This window comes from Acetobacter pomorum, assembly GCF_002738225.1.
Classification (GTDB): domain Bacteria; phylum Pseudomonadota; class Alphaproteobacteria; order Acetobacterales; family Acetobacteraceae; genus Acetobacter; species Acetobacter pomorum.
The window spans coordinates 1-15,761 of record NZ_PEBQ01000072.1 but is presented as its reverse complement, the minus strand read 5'-3'; the positions used below and the strand labels follow the sequence as shown (position 1 = coordinate 15,761).

The 15,761-nt window shown below is 46.9% G+C and carries 15 protein-coding genes and 1 pseudogene; 12 read left to right on the top strand and 4 right to left on the bottom strand.

From position 1 onward, the window contains the following. The first annotated feature begins 359 nt into the window (after positions 1 to 359). The 7 genes and pseudogenes from CSR02_RS04705 (at position 360) to CSR02_RS16260 (ending at position 8,998) form a co-directional block, all read left to right on the top strand. Positions 360 to 1,973, top strand: a complete 1,614-nt coding sequence (locus CSR02_RS04705; RefSeq protein WP_099540746.1) for a class I SAM-dependent DNA methyltransferase — start codon at positions 360 to 362, stop codon at positions 1,971 to 1,973. Then, positions 1,973 to 2,374, top strand: a complete 402-nt coding sequence (locus CSR02_RS04700) for a nucleotidyltransferase substrate binding protein (protein ID WP_099540745.1) — start codon at positions 1,973 to 1,975, stop codon at positions 2,372 to 2,374. Before CSR02_RS04705 ends, CSR02_RS04700 begins: the two co-directional genes overlap by 1 nt. Next, positions 2,371 to 2,673, top strand: coding sequence for a nucleotidyltransferase family protein (locus CSR02_RS04695; protein ID WP_099540744.1), 303 nt, complete (start codon positions 2,371 to 2,373; stop codon positions 2,671 to 2,673). The genes CSR02_RS04700 and CSR02_RS04695 overlap by 4 nt, the downstream gene beginning before the upstream one ends. Then, positions 2,655 to 3,962: a restriction endonuclease subunit S gene (locus tag CSR02_RS04690; RefSeq protein ID WP_099540743.1), complete on the top strand. Its 1,308-nt coding sequence runs from the start codon at positions 2,655 to 2,657 to the stop codon at positions 3,960 to 3,962. The genes CSR02_RS04695 and CSR02_RS04690 overlap by 19 nt, the downstream gene beginning before the upstream one ends. Then, complete coding sequence (locus tag CSR02_RS04685) at positions 3,959 to 7,138, top strand: type I restriction endonuclease subunit R (protein ID WP_099540742.1); 3,180 nt, start codon at positions 3,959 to 3,961, stop codon at positions 7,136 to 7,138. Before CSR02_RS04690 ends, CSR02_RS04685 begins: the two co-directional genes overlap by 4 nt. Positions 7,139 to 7,383: 245 nt before the next feature. Continuing rightward, positions 7,384 to 8,337, top strand: a pseudogene (locus tag CSR02_RS04680) (transposase). Positions 8,338 to 8,731: 394 nt separating this feature from the next. Then, the gene (locus CSR02_RS16260) at positions 8,732 to 8,998 is read left to right on the top strand and encodes a hypothetical protein (protein ID WP_143225538.1); all 267 of its coding nucleotides are present in this window, start codon (positions 8,732 to 8,734) and stop codon (positions 8,996 to 8,998) included. Positions 8,999 to 9,073: 75 nt separating this feature from the next. Here CSR02_RS16260 and CSR02_RS04675 read toward each other — a convergent pair whose 3' ends face one another. Further along, positions 9,074 to 10,162, bottom strand: coding sequence for a PIN domain-containing protein (locus tag CSR02_RS04675; protein ID WP_143225537.1), 1,089 nt, complete (start codon positions 10,160 to 10,162; stop codon positions 9,074 to 9,076). Between the two features lie 182 nt (positions 10,163 to 10,344). Here CSR02_RS04675 and CSR02_RS17265 point away from each other — a divergent pair, with 182 nt between their 5' ends. Together CSR02_RS17265 and CSR02_RS17260 are read left to right on the top strand one after the other, a co-directional pair. After that, on the top strand, positions 10,345 to 10,623 hold the full coding sequence (locus CSR02_RS17265; protein ID WP_373319851.1) for a recombinase family protein: 279 nt from the start codon (positions 10,345 to 10,347) through the stop codon (positions 10,621 to 10,623). A gap of 2 nt (positions 10,624 to 10,625) precedes the next feature. Further along, positions 10,626 to 10,841 (top strand): helix-turn-helix domain-containing protein, encoded by a 216-nt coding sequence (locus CSR02_RS17260; protein ID WP_373319852.1) that lies wholly within the window; start codon positions 10,626 to 10,628, stop codon positions 10,839 to 10,841. 4 nt (positions 10,842 to 10,845) lie between these two features. Here CSR02_RS17260 and CSR02_RS04665 read toward each other — a convergent pair whose 3' ends face one another. Both CSR02_RS04665 and CSR02_RS04660 read right to left on the bottom strand, forming a co-directional pair. Further along, positions 10,846 to 11,907, bottom strand: a complete 1,062-nt coding sequence (locus CSR02_RS04665) for a DNA cytosine methyltransferase (RefSeq protein ID WP_208616806.1) — start codon at positions 11,905 to 11,907, stop codon at positions 10,846 to 10,848. Positions 11,908 to 11,909: 2 nt separating this feature from the next. Next, positions 11,910 to 12,191, bottom strand: coding sequence for a hypothetical protein (locus CSR02_RS04660; RefSeq protein WP_099540740.1), 282 nt, complete (start codon positions 12,189 to 12,191; stop codon positions 11,910 to 11,912). Between the two features lie 221 nt (positions 12,192 to 12,412). On the opposite strand from CSR02_RS04660, the gene CSR02_RS04655 reads away from it, so the two are divergent. Beyond that, positions 12,413 to 13,209, top strand: a protein-coding gene (locus CSR02_RS04655; protein WP_208616805.1) for an IS5 family transposase whose coding sequence is annotated in 2 segments (ribosomal slippage) — positions 12,413 to 12,752 and positions 12,752 to 13,209 — 798 coding nt in all. Because the reading frame shifts where the segments join, the coding sequence is not laid out codon by codon here. Here CSR02_RS04655 and CSR02_RS04650 read toward each other — a convergent pair. Continuing rightward, positions 13,199 to 14,617 carry an ATP-binding protein gene (locus CSR02_RS04650; protein WP_099540739.1) on the bottom strand — a complete coding sequence of 473 codons (1,419 nt, stop codon included), beginning with the start codon at positions 14,615 to 14,617 and terminating at the stop codon, positions 13,199 to 13,201. The genes CSR02_RS04655 and CSR02_RS04650 overlap by 11 nt on opposite strands. Before the next feature lie 173 nt (positions 14,618 to 14,790). Between CSR02_RS04650 and CSR02_RS04645 the strand changes: the two genes are divergently transcribed. Next, complete coding sequence (locus CSR02_RS04645) at positions 14,791 to 15,363, top strand: transposase (protein WP_099540738.1); 573 nt, start codon at positions 14,791 to 14,793, stop codon at positions 15,361 to 15,363. Beyond that, positions 15,339 to 15,680 (top strand): transposase, encoded by a 342-nt coding sequence (locus CSR02_RS04640; protein ID WP_099540737.1) that lies wholly within the window; start codon positions 15,339 to 15,341, stop codon positions 15,678 to 15,680. Before CSR02_RS04645 ends, CSR02_RS04640 begins: the two co-directional genes overlap by 25 nt. The last annotated feature ends 81 nt before the right edge of the window (positions 15,681 to 15,761 follow it).

Sequence of the window (15,761 nt, the reverse complement as noted above, 5' to 3'; positions counted from 1 at the left end):
GTCGGAACTTCTGCTTGATTGGCAGATTTATCATTAACTTCTGCATTTTTATCGCGATTAAGTGGTTTTTTTGGCGGCAAAAACGGCAGTCAGCTGCGGATTATCATTATCTTCTGGTTTTCGACAACAAACCTCCCTTTTCCCGGGAGCCCACCTACGTGCGATAAGTGGAATTTGAGAGCATTTGCAGGATCTGTTCCATATTCGCCGATAAGCTTGATACCAATACGATCAGTGCGTGGACTTATGACGGTTACCTTGTAACGGAAACCCACAATCCCGCCCTTCCTACTCGACCAGACGGCTAGAATAGGCCAAAATACGGCTCTAATTTATTGTCATATTAAGGCTTTAGTTTCATGCCACGCGGTCATCCACGTAAAAACCCTGATGCTGCCCCTGCTCCCAAGAAAACTACCAAAGCACGCAAGGCCAAGGCAGCGACCGCGACACTGGGCTTTGAACAGCAGATGTTTCTGGCGGCGGACAAGCTGCGCAAGAACCTTGAGCCTTCAGACTACAAACATGTGGCCCTTGGCCTGATCTTCCTGCGCTACATCTCCACTGCGTTTGAAGCCCGGCATGCTGAACTGATGCTGGAAGACCCGGCAGCAGCGGAAGATCCTGACGAATATCTGGCCGAGAATATCTTCTGGGTGCCGGAGACGGCTCGGTGGTCTCATCTCAAGGACAATGCCCGCTCGCCCAATATCGGCAAGATGATTGATGAGGCCATGCTGGCCATCGAGAAAGCCAACCCGGAACAGCTCAAAGGCGTGCTACCCAAGGATTACGGACGCCCCGCCCTTGATACCGTCATGCTGGGTGAGCTGATCGACCTGATCTCCGACATTGGCATGGGCGATACGGACGATAAGGCCCGGGACGTGCTGGGCCGGGTGTATGAATACTTCCTAGGTGGTTTTGCCGGAGCCGAAGGGAAGCGTGGGGGCGAATTCTACACGCCTTCCAGCGTTGTGCGCACGCTGGTTTCCATGCTCGAACCCTATAAGGGCCGGGTGTATGACCCCTGCTGTGGGTCTGGTGGCATGTTCGTGCAGTCCGAACGCTTTGTGGAAACCCATGGCGGTAAGCTGGGTGATATTGCCATTTATGGGCAGGAGAGCAACCACACCACTTGGCGTCTGGCCCGTATGAACCTTGCCGTGCGGGGTATTGGCGCGGACATTCGCTGGAACAATGAGGGCAGCTTTCTGCGCGACGAGCTGAAAGACCTGCGCTTTGACTATATTCTGGCCAACCCGCCCTTTAACGTGTCGGACTGGTGGAATGCCTCGCTGGAGGAAGACCCGCGCTGGCAGTATGGCAAACCACCTGCGGGCAATGCCAACTATGCGTGGCTTCAGCATATCCTATGGCATCTGGCCCCCGATGGCACGGCAGGCGTGGTGCTGGCCAATGGCTCCATGTCCTCTAACCAGAATAGCGAGGGCGAAATCCGCCGCCGGATGGTGGAAGCCGATGTGGTGGACTGCATGGTGGCCCTACCAGGACAGCTTTTCTATTCCACCCAGATTCCGGCCTGCCTGTGGTTCCTGACCCGCACCAAGAACCCGAAGGGCTGGCGGGACCGACGCGGAGAAATCCTGTTCATTGACGCCCGCAAGCTGGGCAAGCTCGTTGACCGCACCCGCCGGGAACTGACGGATGAAGACGTAGCGCGCATTGCCGATACCTACCATGCATGGCGTGGGGAAAAGAATGCAGGGAAATACGAGGACATTCCAGGTTTCTGCAAATCCGCCACACTGGACGAGGTCGAGCAGCACGGCTTTGTGCTGACACCGGGCCGCTACGTGGGGGCAGAGGAAGCCGAAGAAGACAGTGTGCCATTTACTGAACGCTTCGCAGCCCTTGAAAAGACCCTGAAAGAGCAGTTTGCGCAGGGAGAAACCCTGAACGCGAAAATTACCGCCTCCCTGAAGCTGATCATGCGGAAGGAAAACGTGTGATGCTCTATCTCACTCCACTGGAACGCGCTTTGAACCGCCTGAAGGAAGGCTGGACCCGCCACCTTGCCCACCCAGACGATGAGCAGTTACGGGACGGCCTGATCCAGCGCTTCGAGTTTACCTATGAACTCAGCCACAAGACCCTGAAGCGCTTTCTGGAAGCCAATTCTGCCTCTCCCGACGAATATGACCGCATGGGCTTTCCGGACATAATCCGCTCCGCCAATGAGGCCGGACTGCTCAAAAGCGCATGGCCCCAGTGGAGCGTGTTTCGCAAAATGCGCAACCTGACCAGTCATACTTACAACGAGGCCACAGCCAAACAGGTTGTCGCCACCATTCCAGACTTTATCGCAGAAGCCGAGTTTCTGCTGGCTACACTGAAAGAGCGCACAGCATGACTAGGCAGATCGACATCACACCCGAAGAACGGGCCATTGTGCTGCGAATACTGAATGAGATTGTGCCCGACCGTGAAGTGCGGGCTTTTGGATCACGTGTCACAGGGAAAGCCAAGTCGTTTTCTGATCTTGATCTGGCGATTATGGGTGATGAACCTTTGGCTTTGGAAACACGAGCACGGTTGGAAGAATCCTTCTCTGATTCTGATCTTCCATGGAAAGTGGATGTGCTGGATTGGGCGCAAGTCGATGCAGATTTCAAACGGATAATTTCTAATTCTTGGATCGTTTTACAGTGATCACTTGGGAAAAAGTTACAATCGCGGATGTAGCAGACGAGGTAACTGTTGGACATGTAGGTCCAATGGCTAGTGAATATGTCGATAAAGGAATTCCGTTCCTACGTTCATTAAATATCGAACCGTTCAACATAAGATGCGATGGGGTAAAATTTATCGCCCCCTCTTTCCACAAGCGTTTGCAGAAGTCGTCTTTACGGCCTGGCGATGTGGTTATTGTTCGCACTGGAAAGCCTGGGACTTGCGCTGTCATTCCAGACTGGCTTCTTGAGGCGAATTGCTCCGATGTCGTCATTGTACGTTGCAGTGAAAGAATAAGACCTCGCTTCCTCTGTTACGTCGTCAACTCCGTTGCTGGCCATCACATCTCGTCTCACATCGTAGGAGCTGTCCAACAGCATTTTAACGTTGGTTCAGCTCGCACCCTTGAGTTCTTACTGCCCTCAATTGAGGAACAAGACGCAATTTTAGCCATCCTCGGTTCATTAGACGACAAAATAGACCTCAACCGCCGGACGAACGAAACGCTGGAAGCCATGGCGCGGGCGTTGTTTCGGGACTGGTTTGTCGATTTTGGCCCGACACGGGCAAAAATGGCCGGAGAAGCCCCTTACCTCGCACCAGAACTGTGGGAACTCTTTCCCGATAGGCTGGATGATGAGGGGAAGCCTGAGGGGTGGGAAACATCAGCATTTGACCAATGCATAACCATTCTTACAGGAGGAACCCCCAAAACTTCTGTTCCATCATATTGGAATGGAAATATACCTTGGTTTTCGGTAGTCGATGCACCTGCGGAGAGCGATGTTTATGTTCTGGATACAACAAAAAAAATTACACAAGACGGACTGAATAATAGCGCAGCATCCATCTTACCTGAAAACACAGTTATAATCTCTGCTCGCGGCACAGTAGGGAAATTAGCCTTAACATCGGGCGACATGACAATGAACCAATCATGTTATGGCATTCGAGGCTCTCATGGTTACGGGCAATATTTCATACTACAATCATTAAAAAATATTCTTACTGAACTGAAAAACAACACACATGGGTCTGTTTTTGACACTATTACACGGCAGACCTTCTCTACAATTTCAACAACGCTTCCCTCATTGAGGCTTGCTCAACATTACGAGAACATGATTTCAAAATACTTTGAACGTATTTTAGTGAATTGTCAGGAATCCCGCACTCTTGCTCAGCTCCGAGACCTCCTGCTCCCCAAATTAATGTCTGGCGAGATCAGCATCCGGGATGCTGAAAAGATGGTGGAAGACGCGGCATGAGTTTTCTGTCCGAAAACGAGATCGAAGACTGGGCCTGCGATATTCTACGTGAATGTGGCTACACCATTGCCTGGGGGCCAGATATTGCCCCCGGTGGCAAAAAGCCCGAACGGGTCTCATTGTCGGATGTTGTTCTGGAAAAACGTCTGCGGACAACGATAAACAAGTTGAATCCGCATTTACCACAGGCCTCAAAGGATGAAGCCCTACTGGCCCTGATGCGGGAAGACACGCCGGACCATGTGGATGAAAACCGTCGCCTGCATGACTATCTGGTCAACGGTGTGCCGGTAGATGTGGTACGCAAGGATGGCACCCAGTCTGGTGATCGAGTTCGTCTGCTGGATTTTGAGAACCCGGAAAACAATGACTTTCTGGTCGTGCGCCAGTTCGTTGTTGAAAAGGACGAAGCCAACCGCAGGCCAGATCTTGTGCTGTTTGTTAATGGCATGCCACTTGGCGTGGTAGAACTTAAAAGCCCCAGTTCCGAGAACGCCACGCTGGATTCAGCCTGGAACCAGTTCCAGACCTACCGCAGCTTTATTCCATCCCTGTTCCGCTTCAATGAAGCCTTGATGATTTCGGATGGGACCCAGGCGCGTATTGGCTCCCTGACAGCCGACCGTGACCGCTTCATGCCCTGGCGTACCGTGGATGGGGAAGAACTGGTTGCAAAGAACCACGAGGAAATGGAAACCGTGCTGCGCGGTGTGTTTACGCCTCGCTGGTTTCTCAACCTGATCCATGACTTCGTGCTGTTTGGCGAGAAAAACGGCAGCCCCATCAAAATTCTGGCAGGCTACCACCAGTTCCATGCCTGTCGAAAGGCCGTGGCGCAGACTGTGCGGGCTTCGGCACCGGATGGAGACCGCAAGGTCGGTGTGGTCTGGCACACGCAGGGGTCCGGCAAGAGCCTGCTCATGACTTTCTATGCTGGTGTGATTGCCCGCCATCCGGAGATGGAAAATCCTACCATCATTGTGCTGACAGACCGTAATGATCTGGACGACCAACTCTTCACCACCTTCTCCGGCGCACAGGCCCTTTTGCGCCAGACACCGGAACAGGCGGACAGTCGGGAAGATTTACAAAAACTGCTCCGGCGCAGCTCGGGTGGTGTAATCTTCACCACCTTGCAGAAATTCCAGCCCAAAGAGGGCGAAACCAGCCTGCCCATGCTGACCGATCGGCGCAATGTGGTGGTCATGGCGGATGAAGCGCACCGCAGTCAGTATGGACTGGAAGCCAAATTCGACCGCCAGACGGGCAAGGTCTCCTACGGCTTTGCCAAACATATGCGCGATGCCCTGCCCAATGCGTCCTTTATCGGTTTTACCGGCACGCCCATTGAAAATGCTGACGTGAACACCCGTAGCATCTTTGGCGATTACATCGACATTTACGATATCGCACAGGCGGTCGAGGATGGCGCGACCGTGCCCATCTATTACGAGAGCCGCCTTGTGCGCATCGAACTGGATGAAGACATCAAAGAAAAGCTGGACGATGAACTGGCCAAGATTGTCGAAGGTCTTTCTGAAAATGAGGAACACAAGCTCAGTCAGAAATACTCGCGGGTGGAGGCACTGGTTGGGGCGGAACCCCGCCTGCGACGGATTGCCGAAGACCTTGTGACCCATTTTGAAAACCGCCTGACCGCTCTTGAGGGCAAGGGCATGATCGTGGGCATGAGTCGGGCGATCTGTGTGGCCCTCTATGATGAGATTATTCGCCTGCGTCCTGAATGGCACAGTGATGATGACAATGAAGGCGCCATCAAGGTTGTGATGACCGGCAGTTCATCCGACCTTGCAGCGTTCCAGCCTCATATTGGTAAAAAGCCCAAGGCTCGACGAGAGCTTCTGGCAAAGCGCATGAAGGATAACAACGATCCGCTCAAACTGGTCATTGTGCGCGATATGTGGCTGACGGGTTTTGATGTTCCGTCCATGCACACCATGTATGTGGACAAACCCATGCGCGGGCACGGGCTGATGCAGGCCATTGCCCGCGTCAACCGTGTGTTCAAGGGCAAGCCTGGTGGTCTGGTAGTGGATTATATCGGTCTGGCCCAGAACCTGAAGACCGCACTAGGCGAATACTCCGCTGGAGATCGTGAACAGGTCGGCATTGACGAGGGCGAGGCCATACGTGCCTTGCAGGAGCGTTACGAAGTCGTGCGGGCCATGTTCAACCCGGGTCAGGCTGGCGGGTTTGACTACCGTCCTGCTTTGCAAGAAGGGGCAGAGACCCAAGACAAGCTGTCCATCATGGGTGGAGCGCTTAACTATATTCTGGGGCAGCAGCATCGGGCCATGGCAAAGGCCAAAAATGATGAAGAGCGCAAGACTGCCCAGAAACGCTACCCCGATGCCGTCAAGGCACTCTCCGTGGCCTTTGCGCTGGCATCTGCCAGTGACGAAGCCACGAAACTGCGCGATGAAATCGGGTTCTTTGAGGCCGTCAGGGCAGCATTGGTCAAGAGCGCGAGCACAGGTCGTGATGGACGCAGTGCGCAGGAGCGTGAACTGGCCATCAAGCAATTGGTCAGCAAGGCGGTGATCTCAACCGATATCATCGACATCCTAGAAGCAGCAGGTATTGGCAAACCTGATATTTCCGTCCTCTCGGATGCCTTCCTGCAGGAAGTGCGCGAAATGCCTCAGCGCAATCTCGCCATTGAGGCGCTCAAGAAATTGCTGGAGGGTCAGATCCGCAGCAGAACCCGCTCCAATATCACGGAAGCCGAAGCCTTCTCGCAACGACTGGAACAGGCCGTTGCCCGCTACCATGCCAATGCCCTGACATCAGTCCAGATCCTGGATGAACTGATCAGCATGGCACATGACATGGCCTCTGCACGTGATCGGGGCGAGGAACTTGGGCTGACGCAGGAAGAAATTGCCTTCTATGATGCTCTGGCACAGAACAAAAGCGCCAAGGAAGCCATGGGGGACCCGAGCCTGCGGGTTATCGCCACAGCACTCGTGAAAACCATCCGGGAAAATGCCACAGTGGACTGGACCGTCATGGCGCAGGCGCGTGCCAAAATGCGGACTTCTGTCAAACGTCTGCTTCGTCATTATGGATATCCACCGGACATGCAGGACGAAGCTGTGCAGCACATTTTACGTCAGGCTGAACAGTTTGCTCCTATCTGGGCTGGTCAAAAATAAATGTAATATCGAAATCCATAATAAACTAAATATTTTTAAATAATAACAAACAAATACAATATTTGTGGAATTATCTTTATGAAAATAAATTTTGTTTCTCCATCAGGAAAACAGTAAATTGAGGGCTCTAAAAACCCCTTGGTTTTGTGTTCGTATCTATGGTTTCATGCCTCCTATGGTGATTGGGAGACATGAAATCATGAAAGTAGTCAGGTTTCTTTGATGTTGAACAGCGCCTTGCTCGGTTGAGCGGGCTAGGGAAACAGCTTGAAGCGTTTTCCCCGAACCGGGGGTGTTGAGGCGTCCTCCCTGATCTGGACAAGGTTCTGGCTTATTCGGATGGCAGCAAAAGTGGCTGTATAAACAACCAGCTTTCCTTTATGCGTTTCCTTGGTCTGGGGCTGTCGGAGCGCGTACCTGATGCCAAAACGATCTGGCTGTTTTGTAAGCGTCTGGCACAGCCCGGTGTCATTGATATACTCTTCAATCGCTTTGATGCCATCCTGCGTAACACCGGTTATTTACCGATGTCAGGTCAGATCCTAGACGCAATGCTGGTCACGGCTCCAAAATAGCGCCATAAAAACGCTGAAAAGGTGGATCTCCGGGCGGACCGTATTTCTTTGGCCTGGAAGGACAAACCCGCAAAGCTGTCCCACAAGGACCGCCATGCGCGCTGGACGCTGAAATTTACCAAGGAGAAACAGCAGGATAACGGAACGATTCCGTCAACAGATCTCGCCATCCTGTTCTTTGGTTATAAATCCCATGTTTCCATCGACCGGAAGTTCAGGTTGATCCAGAAATGGAAAGCGACAGATGCAGCGGCCAGCGACGGTACAAGAGTAAAAGAAGGGCTACTCGACTGCAGTAATACAGCGTCGGATGTCTGGGCAAATACGGAGTATTGGTCAAAAGCCAATGAAGCTTTCATGGAAAAGCAGGGCTTTGTCTCCAAGGTTCATAGGAAAAAGCCACATCTCAAGCCTATGCCCCGTCATATCCAGCGGTCCAATACGGGCAAGTCTGTAATCCGGTCTCGCGTTGAGCATGTCTTTGCCGATCAGAAATCACAGATGGGGCTGTTCATGCGCACCATCTGTATCACACGGGCCACCATGAAAATTGGACTGGCCAATATCGTCTACAATATGCATCTCTTCCTCTTCCTGAAGCGGACCAGTAGTGCGACCGCGTAGCAGCTCAGCGGGGGTAATATCCCCAACATAGATCAAAACGCAGAGAAAAAAGCTACCCTAACAACCATCAATCAAAACGCAGAGAAAAAAGCTACCCTAACAACCATCAATCAAAACGCCATACCCCTGAAATCAGGAAATAGGAGTTCAAAAAACAGTTCTTCAATCCCTACATCTAAAGAATCAAGGACTGTCCATCAGGGCCATCAGTAAAATCGTTCAGGTGTCAAAAATGTCCGTGTGGAGAGCCCTCATAGCTGTATGCGTTAATACACATATTCCAAAAATAGGTGATTTTGGGACAAGAATTTTTATATATGCCCTTGTGAAAATTTAGTGAAAAACCTACTGTCTAATTGCATAATAATTTAGTTTTTGTTAGGTTTTTATTGTCATGGCGTTTTCCATACCTCAATTTGTCTATGCAGGATCAAGTGATCCGGTAGCAGATGTTAGTCAAGCAACTAACGGGCACCTTTCCGATTTCTGGCAGGTAGACGGAAATAATGTCATCTTGATAAGACAGGTTGGCGGGGCATTTATGTCACTATATTCTTTTAACCGCTCTAATTATACAAATTTTGTCCTACAGGATGTTGGAGCCAAACATTCTCGCTATCATGTAGATGCATTACAAAGGCTTTTAGATCATTCAGTGTAAAAATTATCGAACACCTAAGAAGGTAATGTCAAACTTGTGTTTGTAATATCTTCTTAGGATTCAATTTTTATATTTTCACTCTTCATCATGAGAATACACATAACCAAAATCGATTTTGAAAGTGTCTGTATCTATTTGACAACTGTCAAAAAATAAGTCCCCGATTTTTCCGTTATTTCTAAAATTCAAGATAAGATTTGTATCTAATTGTATTGTGGTTGAATTATAAGATGAACCAACAAGACAGACTTCACCACTTTTAGAATCATATCTAAAAAAAGAAAAAGAACCTTTAACTGTTAAGTCTACCAATATGCCTACAACAGAGGAAAAACCTGCTTCACTTTGTTCAATGACGTGTGAGCCACAGCCATCATTGGAATATATCGTATCCCAATCGTAAACCTCAACTTCATCAAACTCCCATTCCCATTGGTAATAAGAATCTGCCTCTGCCTCAAATTTAGAATTAAGAAACTTTATTTTAATATAATTTAATATATTATTATAAAATTCTCCCATATCTTCAAATAATTCTTTGATGAATTTGTCAGAAATAGCCTCTAGATGAAGAGGATTTTCCTGTAACTTTATCAATGCTTCTTTTGGGCTTTTTACAACATCAATCCAAATACTATTATCAGAAAATGAAATCCAGTCTTTGTCTTCACTTATGGCTAAAATTCTCGTCTTATTATTAACTGCCCACTTCTCCAGAGAAAGTAAACTAATCGCATCGGGAAATTCATTTTTCTTATTTTTATTACCAAAAGGAGGTTTACTCGAAATATACAAATCCAGAACTTCTGACATTAAAACATTATCACAAGATACCACTTGCATTCCCGTATTAAAACAAAACTCTTCGAACCTAAAAGATGCTACATCTCTTGGATTTTCTAAATAAGGATATAAATCAAAATTCTTATTTTTTAATATACAATACTTCTTTGCTTCTAAAATACATTTTAAAATTTCACTATGGTATTTTTGGTTTGTCTCTTCCAAATGTTTGACTATTTCCATTTTGACCGGAACCGAAATAAGCACGCGGATACAACTATCTTTAAATTGTCTAAATGCTTGAAGAAACCCACTTTCAAAGCGAAAACCTTGCGCTTGTATTGACTGAGTATCAAATGTTACCGCACCATAGTGGATCATTTTTAGCTCACCATTTATCAAAAATAAAATTCACACAGGATATCGTATTTATTTTTGTTCTTTTTAGGTAGTCCCTAAAGGGACATAGCCCCTTACCCCGGTATTATGTGCCTTTTGGGTCTATAATGGAATTAGGGAGCGGTTAGTCCCACCATCCCTATAACCCATAAGGAACGAAAGGTATGAAATACGGATACGCACGAGTAAGCACAACTGACCAGTCTCTGGAACTCCAGGAAGAAGCACTCAGAAAAGCCGGGTACGAAATCATCCGAGGAGAAAAAGTCTCCGGCTCATCACGTCAAGGGAGAAATAAACTCGATATCCTGCTCGAATTTCTTCGCGCCGGTGATTACCTAGTTGTTTCCCGCATTGATCGGCTGGCACGTTCTGTATCCGACCTTCAGGATATCATAAGGACACTTGAAAATAAAAAGGTATCATTAGGAAAGCTTTCCTGAATATGTTGGGAGTATTTGCTCAGTTTGAAAACGAGCAACGCAGGGAACGCCAACTTGAAGGCATAGCCAAGGAGGAAAGTGTCTACAAAAGCAGAAAACAATCCTATGACCATGAGCATGTCAGACAGCTCAAAGCAGAAGGATTGGGTGTGGCTGAAATTATGCGACAAATAAAAATATCAAAAACACATATTTACCGTATTCTAACGGTCCAATAATATCTCATTCAGAATATTTATATCTATTCAAAAGACCCTCTTTTAAAGATAAAGCATGAGACTTAATAAAGGGAGGCGGTAATGCATTACCAATCATCAAAGCAATAGATTGCTTTCCATGCTTTATATTAAAATAATAATCTGTCGGAAATCCCTGCAATATAGAAGCTTCTCTTAAAGTAATTGTTCTATTTAGATCTGGATGCAAAAAACGACCCTTAGAAGGATTACTACAACCACTAGTAATAGTTGGAGCTACATCATCCCATGCCATACGGCCATAAACATCATAAAATCCTTTCGTTTTTTTATGGCATTCTAATTGCCACATTTCTCCCAAATCAACACGACTGCCACCATCTTTAGGAATCAGAGCTATCAGTTGACGTACCGCTTCCGTGCGTTTTTCTGGCATATTATGCAATAAGTCTCGTTGTAATATTTTTGCATCTAATGATGAAAAAGCCATTCGGACAGATATTTTTTGCTTATTCGCATTAGAAATTGTAGGTATAAAATTTTTTGATGCCAGAAGTATTAATCTCTTTCTTCTTTGAGGTACCAAATAATCAGATGCATCTAACACTTTGAAAATGATTTGGTATTCCATTTTTTTTAAAGCAAGGCATATATACTTAAAGCGTTTATCATATTGAAGATTTGGAACATTCTCCAGCATGATAGATTTGGGCTCGAACTCTTCAATAAACCTCAAAAAATCATATATTAAATTATTTCTCTCATCGTTAATATTTTTTATTTTGTTTTTTGTTCTAAGTCTAGAAAACCCTTGACATGGAGGGCATCCAGCAAGAAGATCCAACTCACCTTTTCCTAAATTATTCTCTAACCGAATACGTTTAGCGTCTAATTCTCTTATATCTGTTTTATAGAGGCTGACTTCTGGGTGGTTTATAGTATAAGTTTCTTGAGCTTTCTTATCAAGCTCTACAGCAGCCACGACTTGAAAACCTGCTTGCTTTAAACCACAAGTCAGCCCCCCGCACCCACTAAATAAATCTATAGCAGTCAACGCCACAACGCTCAGTCCCAGAACATGATCCAATTTTATTGTCTAACCTCATGCGAAAAATTTTCCAATATTATTTTTAATTCTTCTAATTCTTTGGAGTTTTGTCTTTTTCCAGCAAGTAAGAATTCTCCATAATCATCTGCTTGTTCGTTGGGAACCTTTTTCCCAATATGCGCACAAGCCATATTATAAAGCTTGTCTTTATAATACTGAGAATTATTGCCTTTTTCTAAATTATCACCCAATTCTGCCTTTAGTACTAATTCTTCCGGGCATGTTGTTGGTATATAATTAAGGTATTTAATTATCCATTTCATATATCTTTTTAAAAATAAATATTTTTGATGGATTTTCCCTCCTTTACTATCCCCATCTATGAGAATATCTGGGCAAGTCCCTATGGTTTCCTTTATAATTTTCGCTATATCTTCTGATTCTGGAATCGTATCAGGATCTCTAAAATCTATTTCTCGATTTTTATCACCATCAAGTAAAATTAGGCCCTGTTAGATCTTGAAATTTTTCCTATATTGTATGGATGGAAGAAGGAGACGGAACAGGCACTTTTACGGACGAGACATGGGCGATTTGGGAACCTCTGATTGAGGCGGTTCGCCCAAAGGGCAAGACGCCGCCCCATGATCTGCGGCGCACGCTAGCAGCGATTTTCTGGCGGCATGAGAATGGCGCGAAATGGCGGAGTATCCCCGCTGAGCTGGGTCCGTGGTGGCGGGCGGCCCAGCTTTTCATCCGCTGGGCGAAGCTGGGTGTGTGGGAACGCCTGCTCGCACTGGTTCAGGAACAACAGGGAGTGGCGCTCGGCATGACTTTCCTGGATGGCACAAACATCAGGGCTCACCACAAGGCGGCGGGAGCCCCAAAAAAGGGGGCTCTTTCGAAGAGCGAGACCATCGTGAAGCACTTGGCCGCTCTCGCGGCGGCTATGGCACAAAAGTCTGCGTGATCGCAGACGGGCATGGAAAGGCGCTGGGTTTTGCCCTGGCGCCCGGTCAGGCCCATGAACTGCCCTTGGCGCCAGCCATGCTCGATAGTCTTCCCGCCGTTCCCCTGTGGGTCGTTGCAGACAAGGGCTACGCGTCGGACGCCTTTCGTGAATATATCTGGGACATGGGAGCCCGACCGGCCATTCCTGCGAAACGACGTGATGGGCCGGTCGCCTGCCCCAAATGGGCCTATCGGTGCCGACACCTGGTCGAGAACCTCTGGGCCCGTCTCAAGGAGTGGCGTGCTGTCGCAACCAGATACGAAAAAACCGCAACGTCATTCCTCGCGGTCATCCACATCGCTGCCGCAGCAGACTGGATCAAGTGCTAACAGGGCCTAGTGTATTTTTCCTATTTTCATCTGAAAATATTGGTATTCTTTTAGTCAAAATACATTCAGCTCCACCTTGCATGTATTCAACCTCAAAAATTTCTTGCAAAGCACTATCAGCCATCAATATTATAGCCTGTTCAACTACATATTTAGCCAGTCTATCTTCAACAAGTACCAATATCTTGCCACGCTTGATATCTCCCAATCTTCGGAAAGCGGCATAAGGATGGCTATTGGGAGTTATACCAAAATCACCATTTGGTAATTGATAAAATGATTTAATAGCATTTTCCGGTAAATACGATATTAAATTTGGCGAATGAGTCGAAAAAACGATCTGTATTGTTTTCTCTTTAACCATTTTTGCCAAAAACCCTAATAACCGTTCTTGTGCTCCAGGGTGTAAAGAAACTTCTGGCTCATCCAATAAGACAAGGGAATTTTTGGGGGCATTAATAATATTCACTATGCAACTAGCTATCGCCACTTCTCCACTTCCAGCAAAAGCCTCACTATATTCTACATGTGATGTTTTAAATATGATACTTATACCATCATGCCCTTGAAATAAATTATGCTTGATCCATCTAGCCTCCACATAATGACGATTAAGAACATAACTAATATATTTTAATTCTTCTCTCGATAGAAGCCTATTTTCTTTAGCTATTCTTTCACCAAATCTCTTTAAGGATGTATTTCTGCTTTCTATAATCTGAAATAATTTGCGTGAATCACCTCTTATTTTTTCTTTTTTATTTATATATCTAAAATTTGGAATTTTATGGCCTGTATTTTCTGCCTTTTCTTTTCTTTTTTTTACATCAATTGCAGGATCATGACCAAAATAAAAATATTTATCAAATGCACTTAACTCAGAACGAAAATTTATATATATAACCTTACGCTTCACAGGATTCCACCGATCGAGACTACGTCCTGAATATTTTTTCTTAAATTCTTCAGGATAAATATTCATTCCATCTCCAGAAGTCTCTTTAGTCGGTTCCCAATAATTAGGGTCGGGCCTGTTTTCTCGTTTTTTCTGAACACGGGCTTTACGAGTTTCAACAATATCTCCGAAAGATTCATTAAAATGACCATAAATAAACCTATTAGGAGATCCTTCTCCTTCTTTTATAGGATCAACTTTAGTACTGAACCAGAAATCACCAGTCGAATATTTATAAGGGGCTCCATATAACGCATTTAATACGGACGTTTTCCCTGAGCCATTTGGACCTACCAATGCTGTAATAGGGAAATCAAAATCTATCTGTGTATTGCTTTTTATATTTTTAAATAATGGGAATCTTATATGAGTAATATATTTATTGAAAACTTTAAATTTATTTTTACACATATTATGTATCGACAGAATTTCTTTGTTTATATCTATTTCCATAATCTACTCTCTATATCTTTCATATAACATTTTCGTATCTAATTACATTATGCAGCTTATCGTAGCAACCGAACCCCAAGCCCTAGCACTACTTTGGCAGAAAATTTGGAATAAGGATTCCCAACAGGTGCGATCGGTGCTTCATGGAGGACCAGCTGTAGTGGGAGTTGGCGATGAACACCGACTGGCGATCGGATCTGGAAGTATGGCTTGCGCCATTTCTGGCGGCCCTGGGTCACAAAGCGCAGCGGGCGATGTGTCCAGCTTATATTGCAGGCCTGATCGGACCTGGCGATATCCCTTATAACCGGCTGCATCATTTCGTCAGTGCCGGTGTGTGGGACAGTGCGCCACTTGAGGTTGCTCTGTGGCGTCATGCTGACCATCTGATGAGCGGCAAGCGTTCATGGCTGATTATCGATGATACCTCCCTTCCCAAAAAGGGAGAACATTCTGTTGGCGTGGCGCCCCAATATGCTTCGACCCTGGGCAAGAAAGCGAATTGTCAGACACTGGTGTCCGTGATACTGACTTCGCATGAAGTGCCATTGATGCTGTCACTCCGTCTGTTCCTGCCCATAAGATACTGGAAACTGCAACATGGCGCAGGGTCAGCTGGTGTCGTGGGACCAAAGATGGCCTGGCGGCACGCTTTGCAGCCACGCGGATACGCGTTGCAGATGGTCCAGCCCAGCGTATCGGTGGTCGGACGGCCCAGCATATGCCCGGGAATGAAGCCTGGCTGATTGGCGAGCACCGTTCCACCGGAGAACGGAAATACTACCTGTCCAATCTGCCTGCCGACACCTCCCTCAGGTTACTGGCCAGTGCGATCAAGGCCCGATGGGTCTGCGAACAGGCGCATCAGCAACTCAAGGAGGAACTAGGCCTCGATCACTTTGAGGGACGATCATGGACAGGTCTGCACTGGCACGCCCTGATGTCCATGATGGCCTACGCCTTTCTCCTGTCCCGGCGCCTCACGGCAGTCGGGCGCAAAAAAAAGAGTCACAGGCCTACCATCACAGCCCAGTCTGCCAGCAATACGACAGGCCATTCTTGATCGCACCCTACGACGCGGAAATCTCACAGATGGAGTAATTTTGGATCATTTTCTGGTTGTTCAGGACTTCCTATACGTCTG

What these genes read in the sequence shown, in the direction of transcription:
- CSR02_RS17265 (WP_373319851.1), top strand. Translation starts at nt 10,345, where the DNA reads ATGAAATACGGATACGCACGAGTAAGCACAACTGACCAGTCTCTGGAA.
- CSR02_RS04660 (WP_099540740.1), bottom strand. Translation starts at nt 12,191, where the DNA reads ATGAAATGGATAATTAAATACCTTAATTATATACCAACAACATGCCCG.
- CSR02_RS16260 (WP_143225538.1), top strand. Translation starts at nt 8,732, where the DNA reads ATGGCGTTTTCCATACCTCAATTTGTCTATGCAGGATCAAGTGATCCG.
- CSR02_RS04650 (WP_099540739.1), bottom strand. Translation starts at nt 14,617, where the DNA reads ATGGAAATAGATATAAACAAAGAAATTCTGTCGATACATAATATGTGT.
- CSR02_RS04700 (WP_099540745.1), top strand. Translation starts at nt 1,973, where the DNA reads ATGCTCTATCTCACTCCACTGGAACGCGCTTTGAACCGCCTGAAGGAA.
- CSR02_RS04640 (WP_099540737.1), top strand. Translation starts at nt 15,339, where the DNA reads ATGCCCGGGAATGAAGCCTGGCTGATTGGCGAGCACCGTTCCACCGGA.
- CSR02_RS04705 (WP_099540746.1), top strand. Translation starts at nt 360, where the DNA reads ATGCCACGCGGTCATCCACGTAAAAACCCTGATGCTGCCCCTGCTCCC.
- CSR02_RS04695 (WP_099540744.1), top strand. Translation starts at nt 2,371, where the DNA reads ATGACTAGGCAGATCGACATCACACCCGAAGAACGGGCCATTGTGCTG.
- CSR02_RS04645 (WP_099540738.1), top strand. Translation starts at nt 14,791, where the DNA reads ATGAACACCGACTGGCGATCGGATCTGGAAGTATGGCTTGCGCCATTT.
- CSR02_RS17260 (WP_373319852.1), top strand. Translation starts at nt 10,626, where the DNA reads ATGTTGGGAGTATTTGCTCAGTTTGAAAACGAGCAACGCAGGGAACGC.
- CSR02_RS04685 (WP_099540742.1), top strand. Translation starts at nt 3,959, where the DNA reads ATGAGTTTTCTGTCCGAAAACGAGATCGAAGACTGGGCCTGCGATATT.
- CSR02_RS04675 (WP_143225537.1), bottom strand. Translation starts at nt 10,162, where the DNA reads ATGATCCACTATGGTGCGGTAACATTTGATACTCAGTCAATACAAGCG.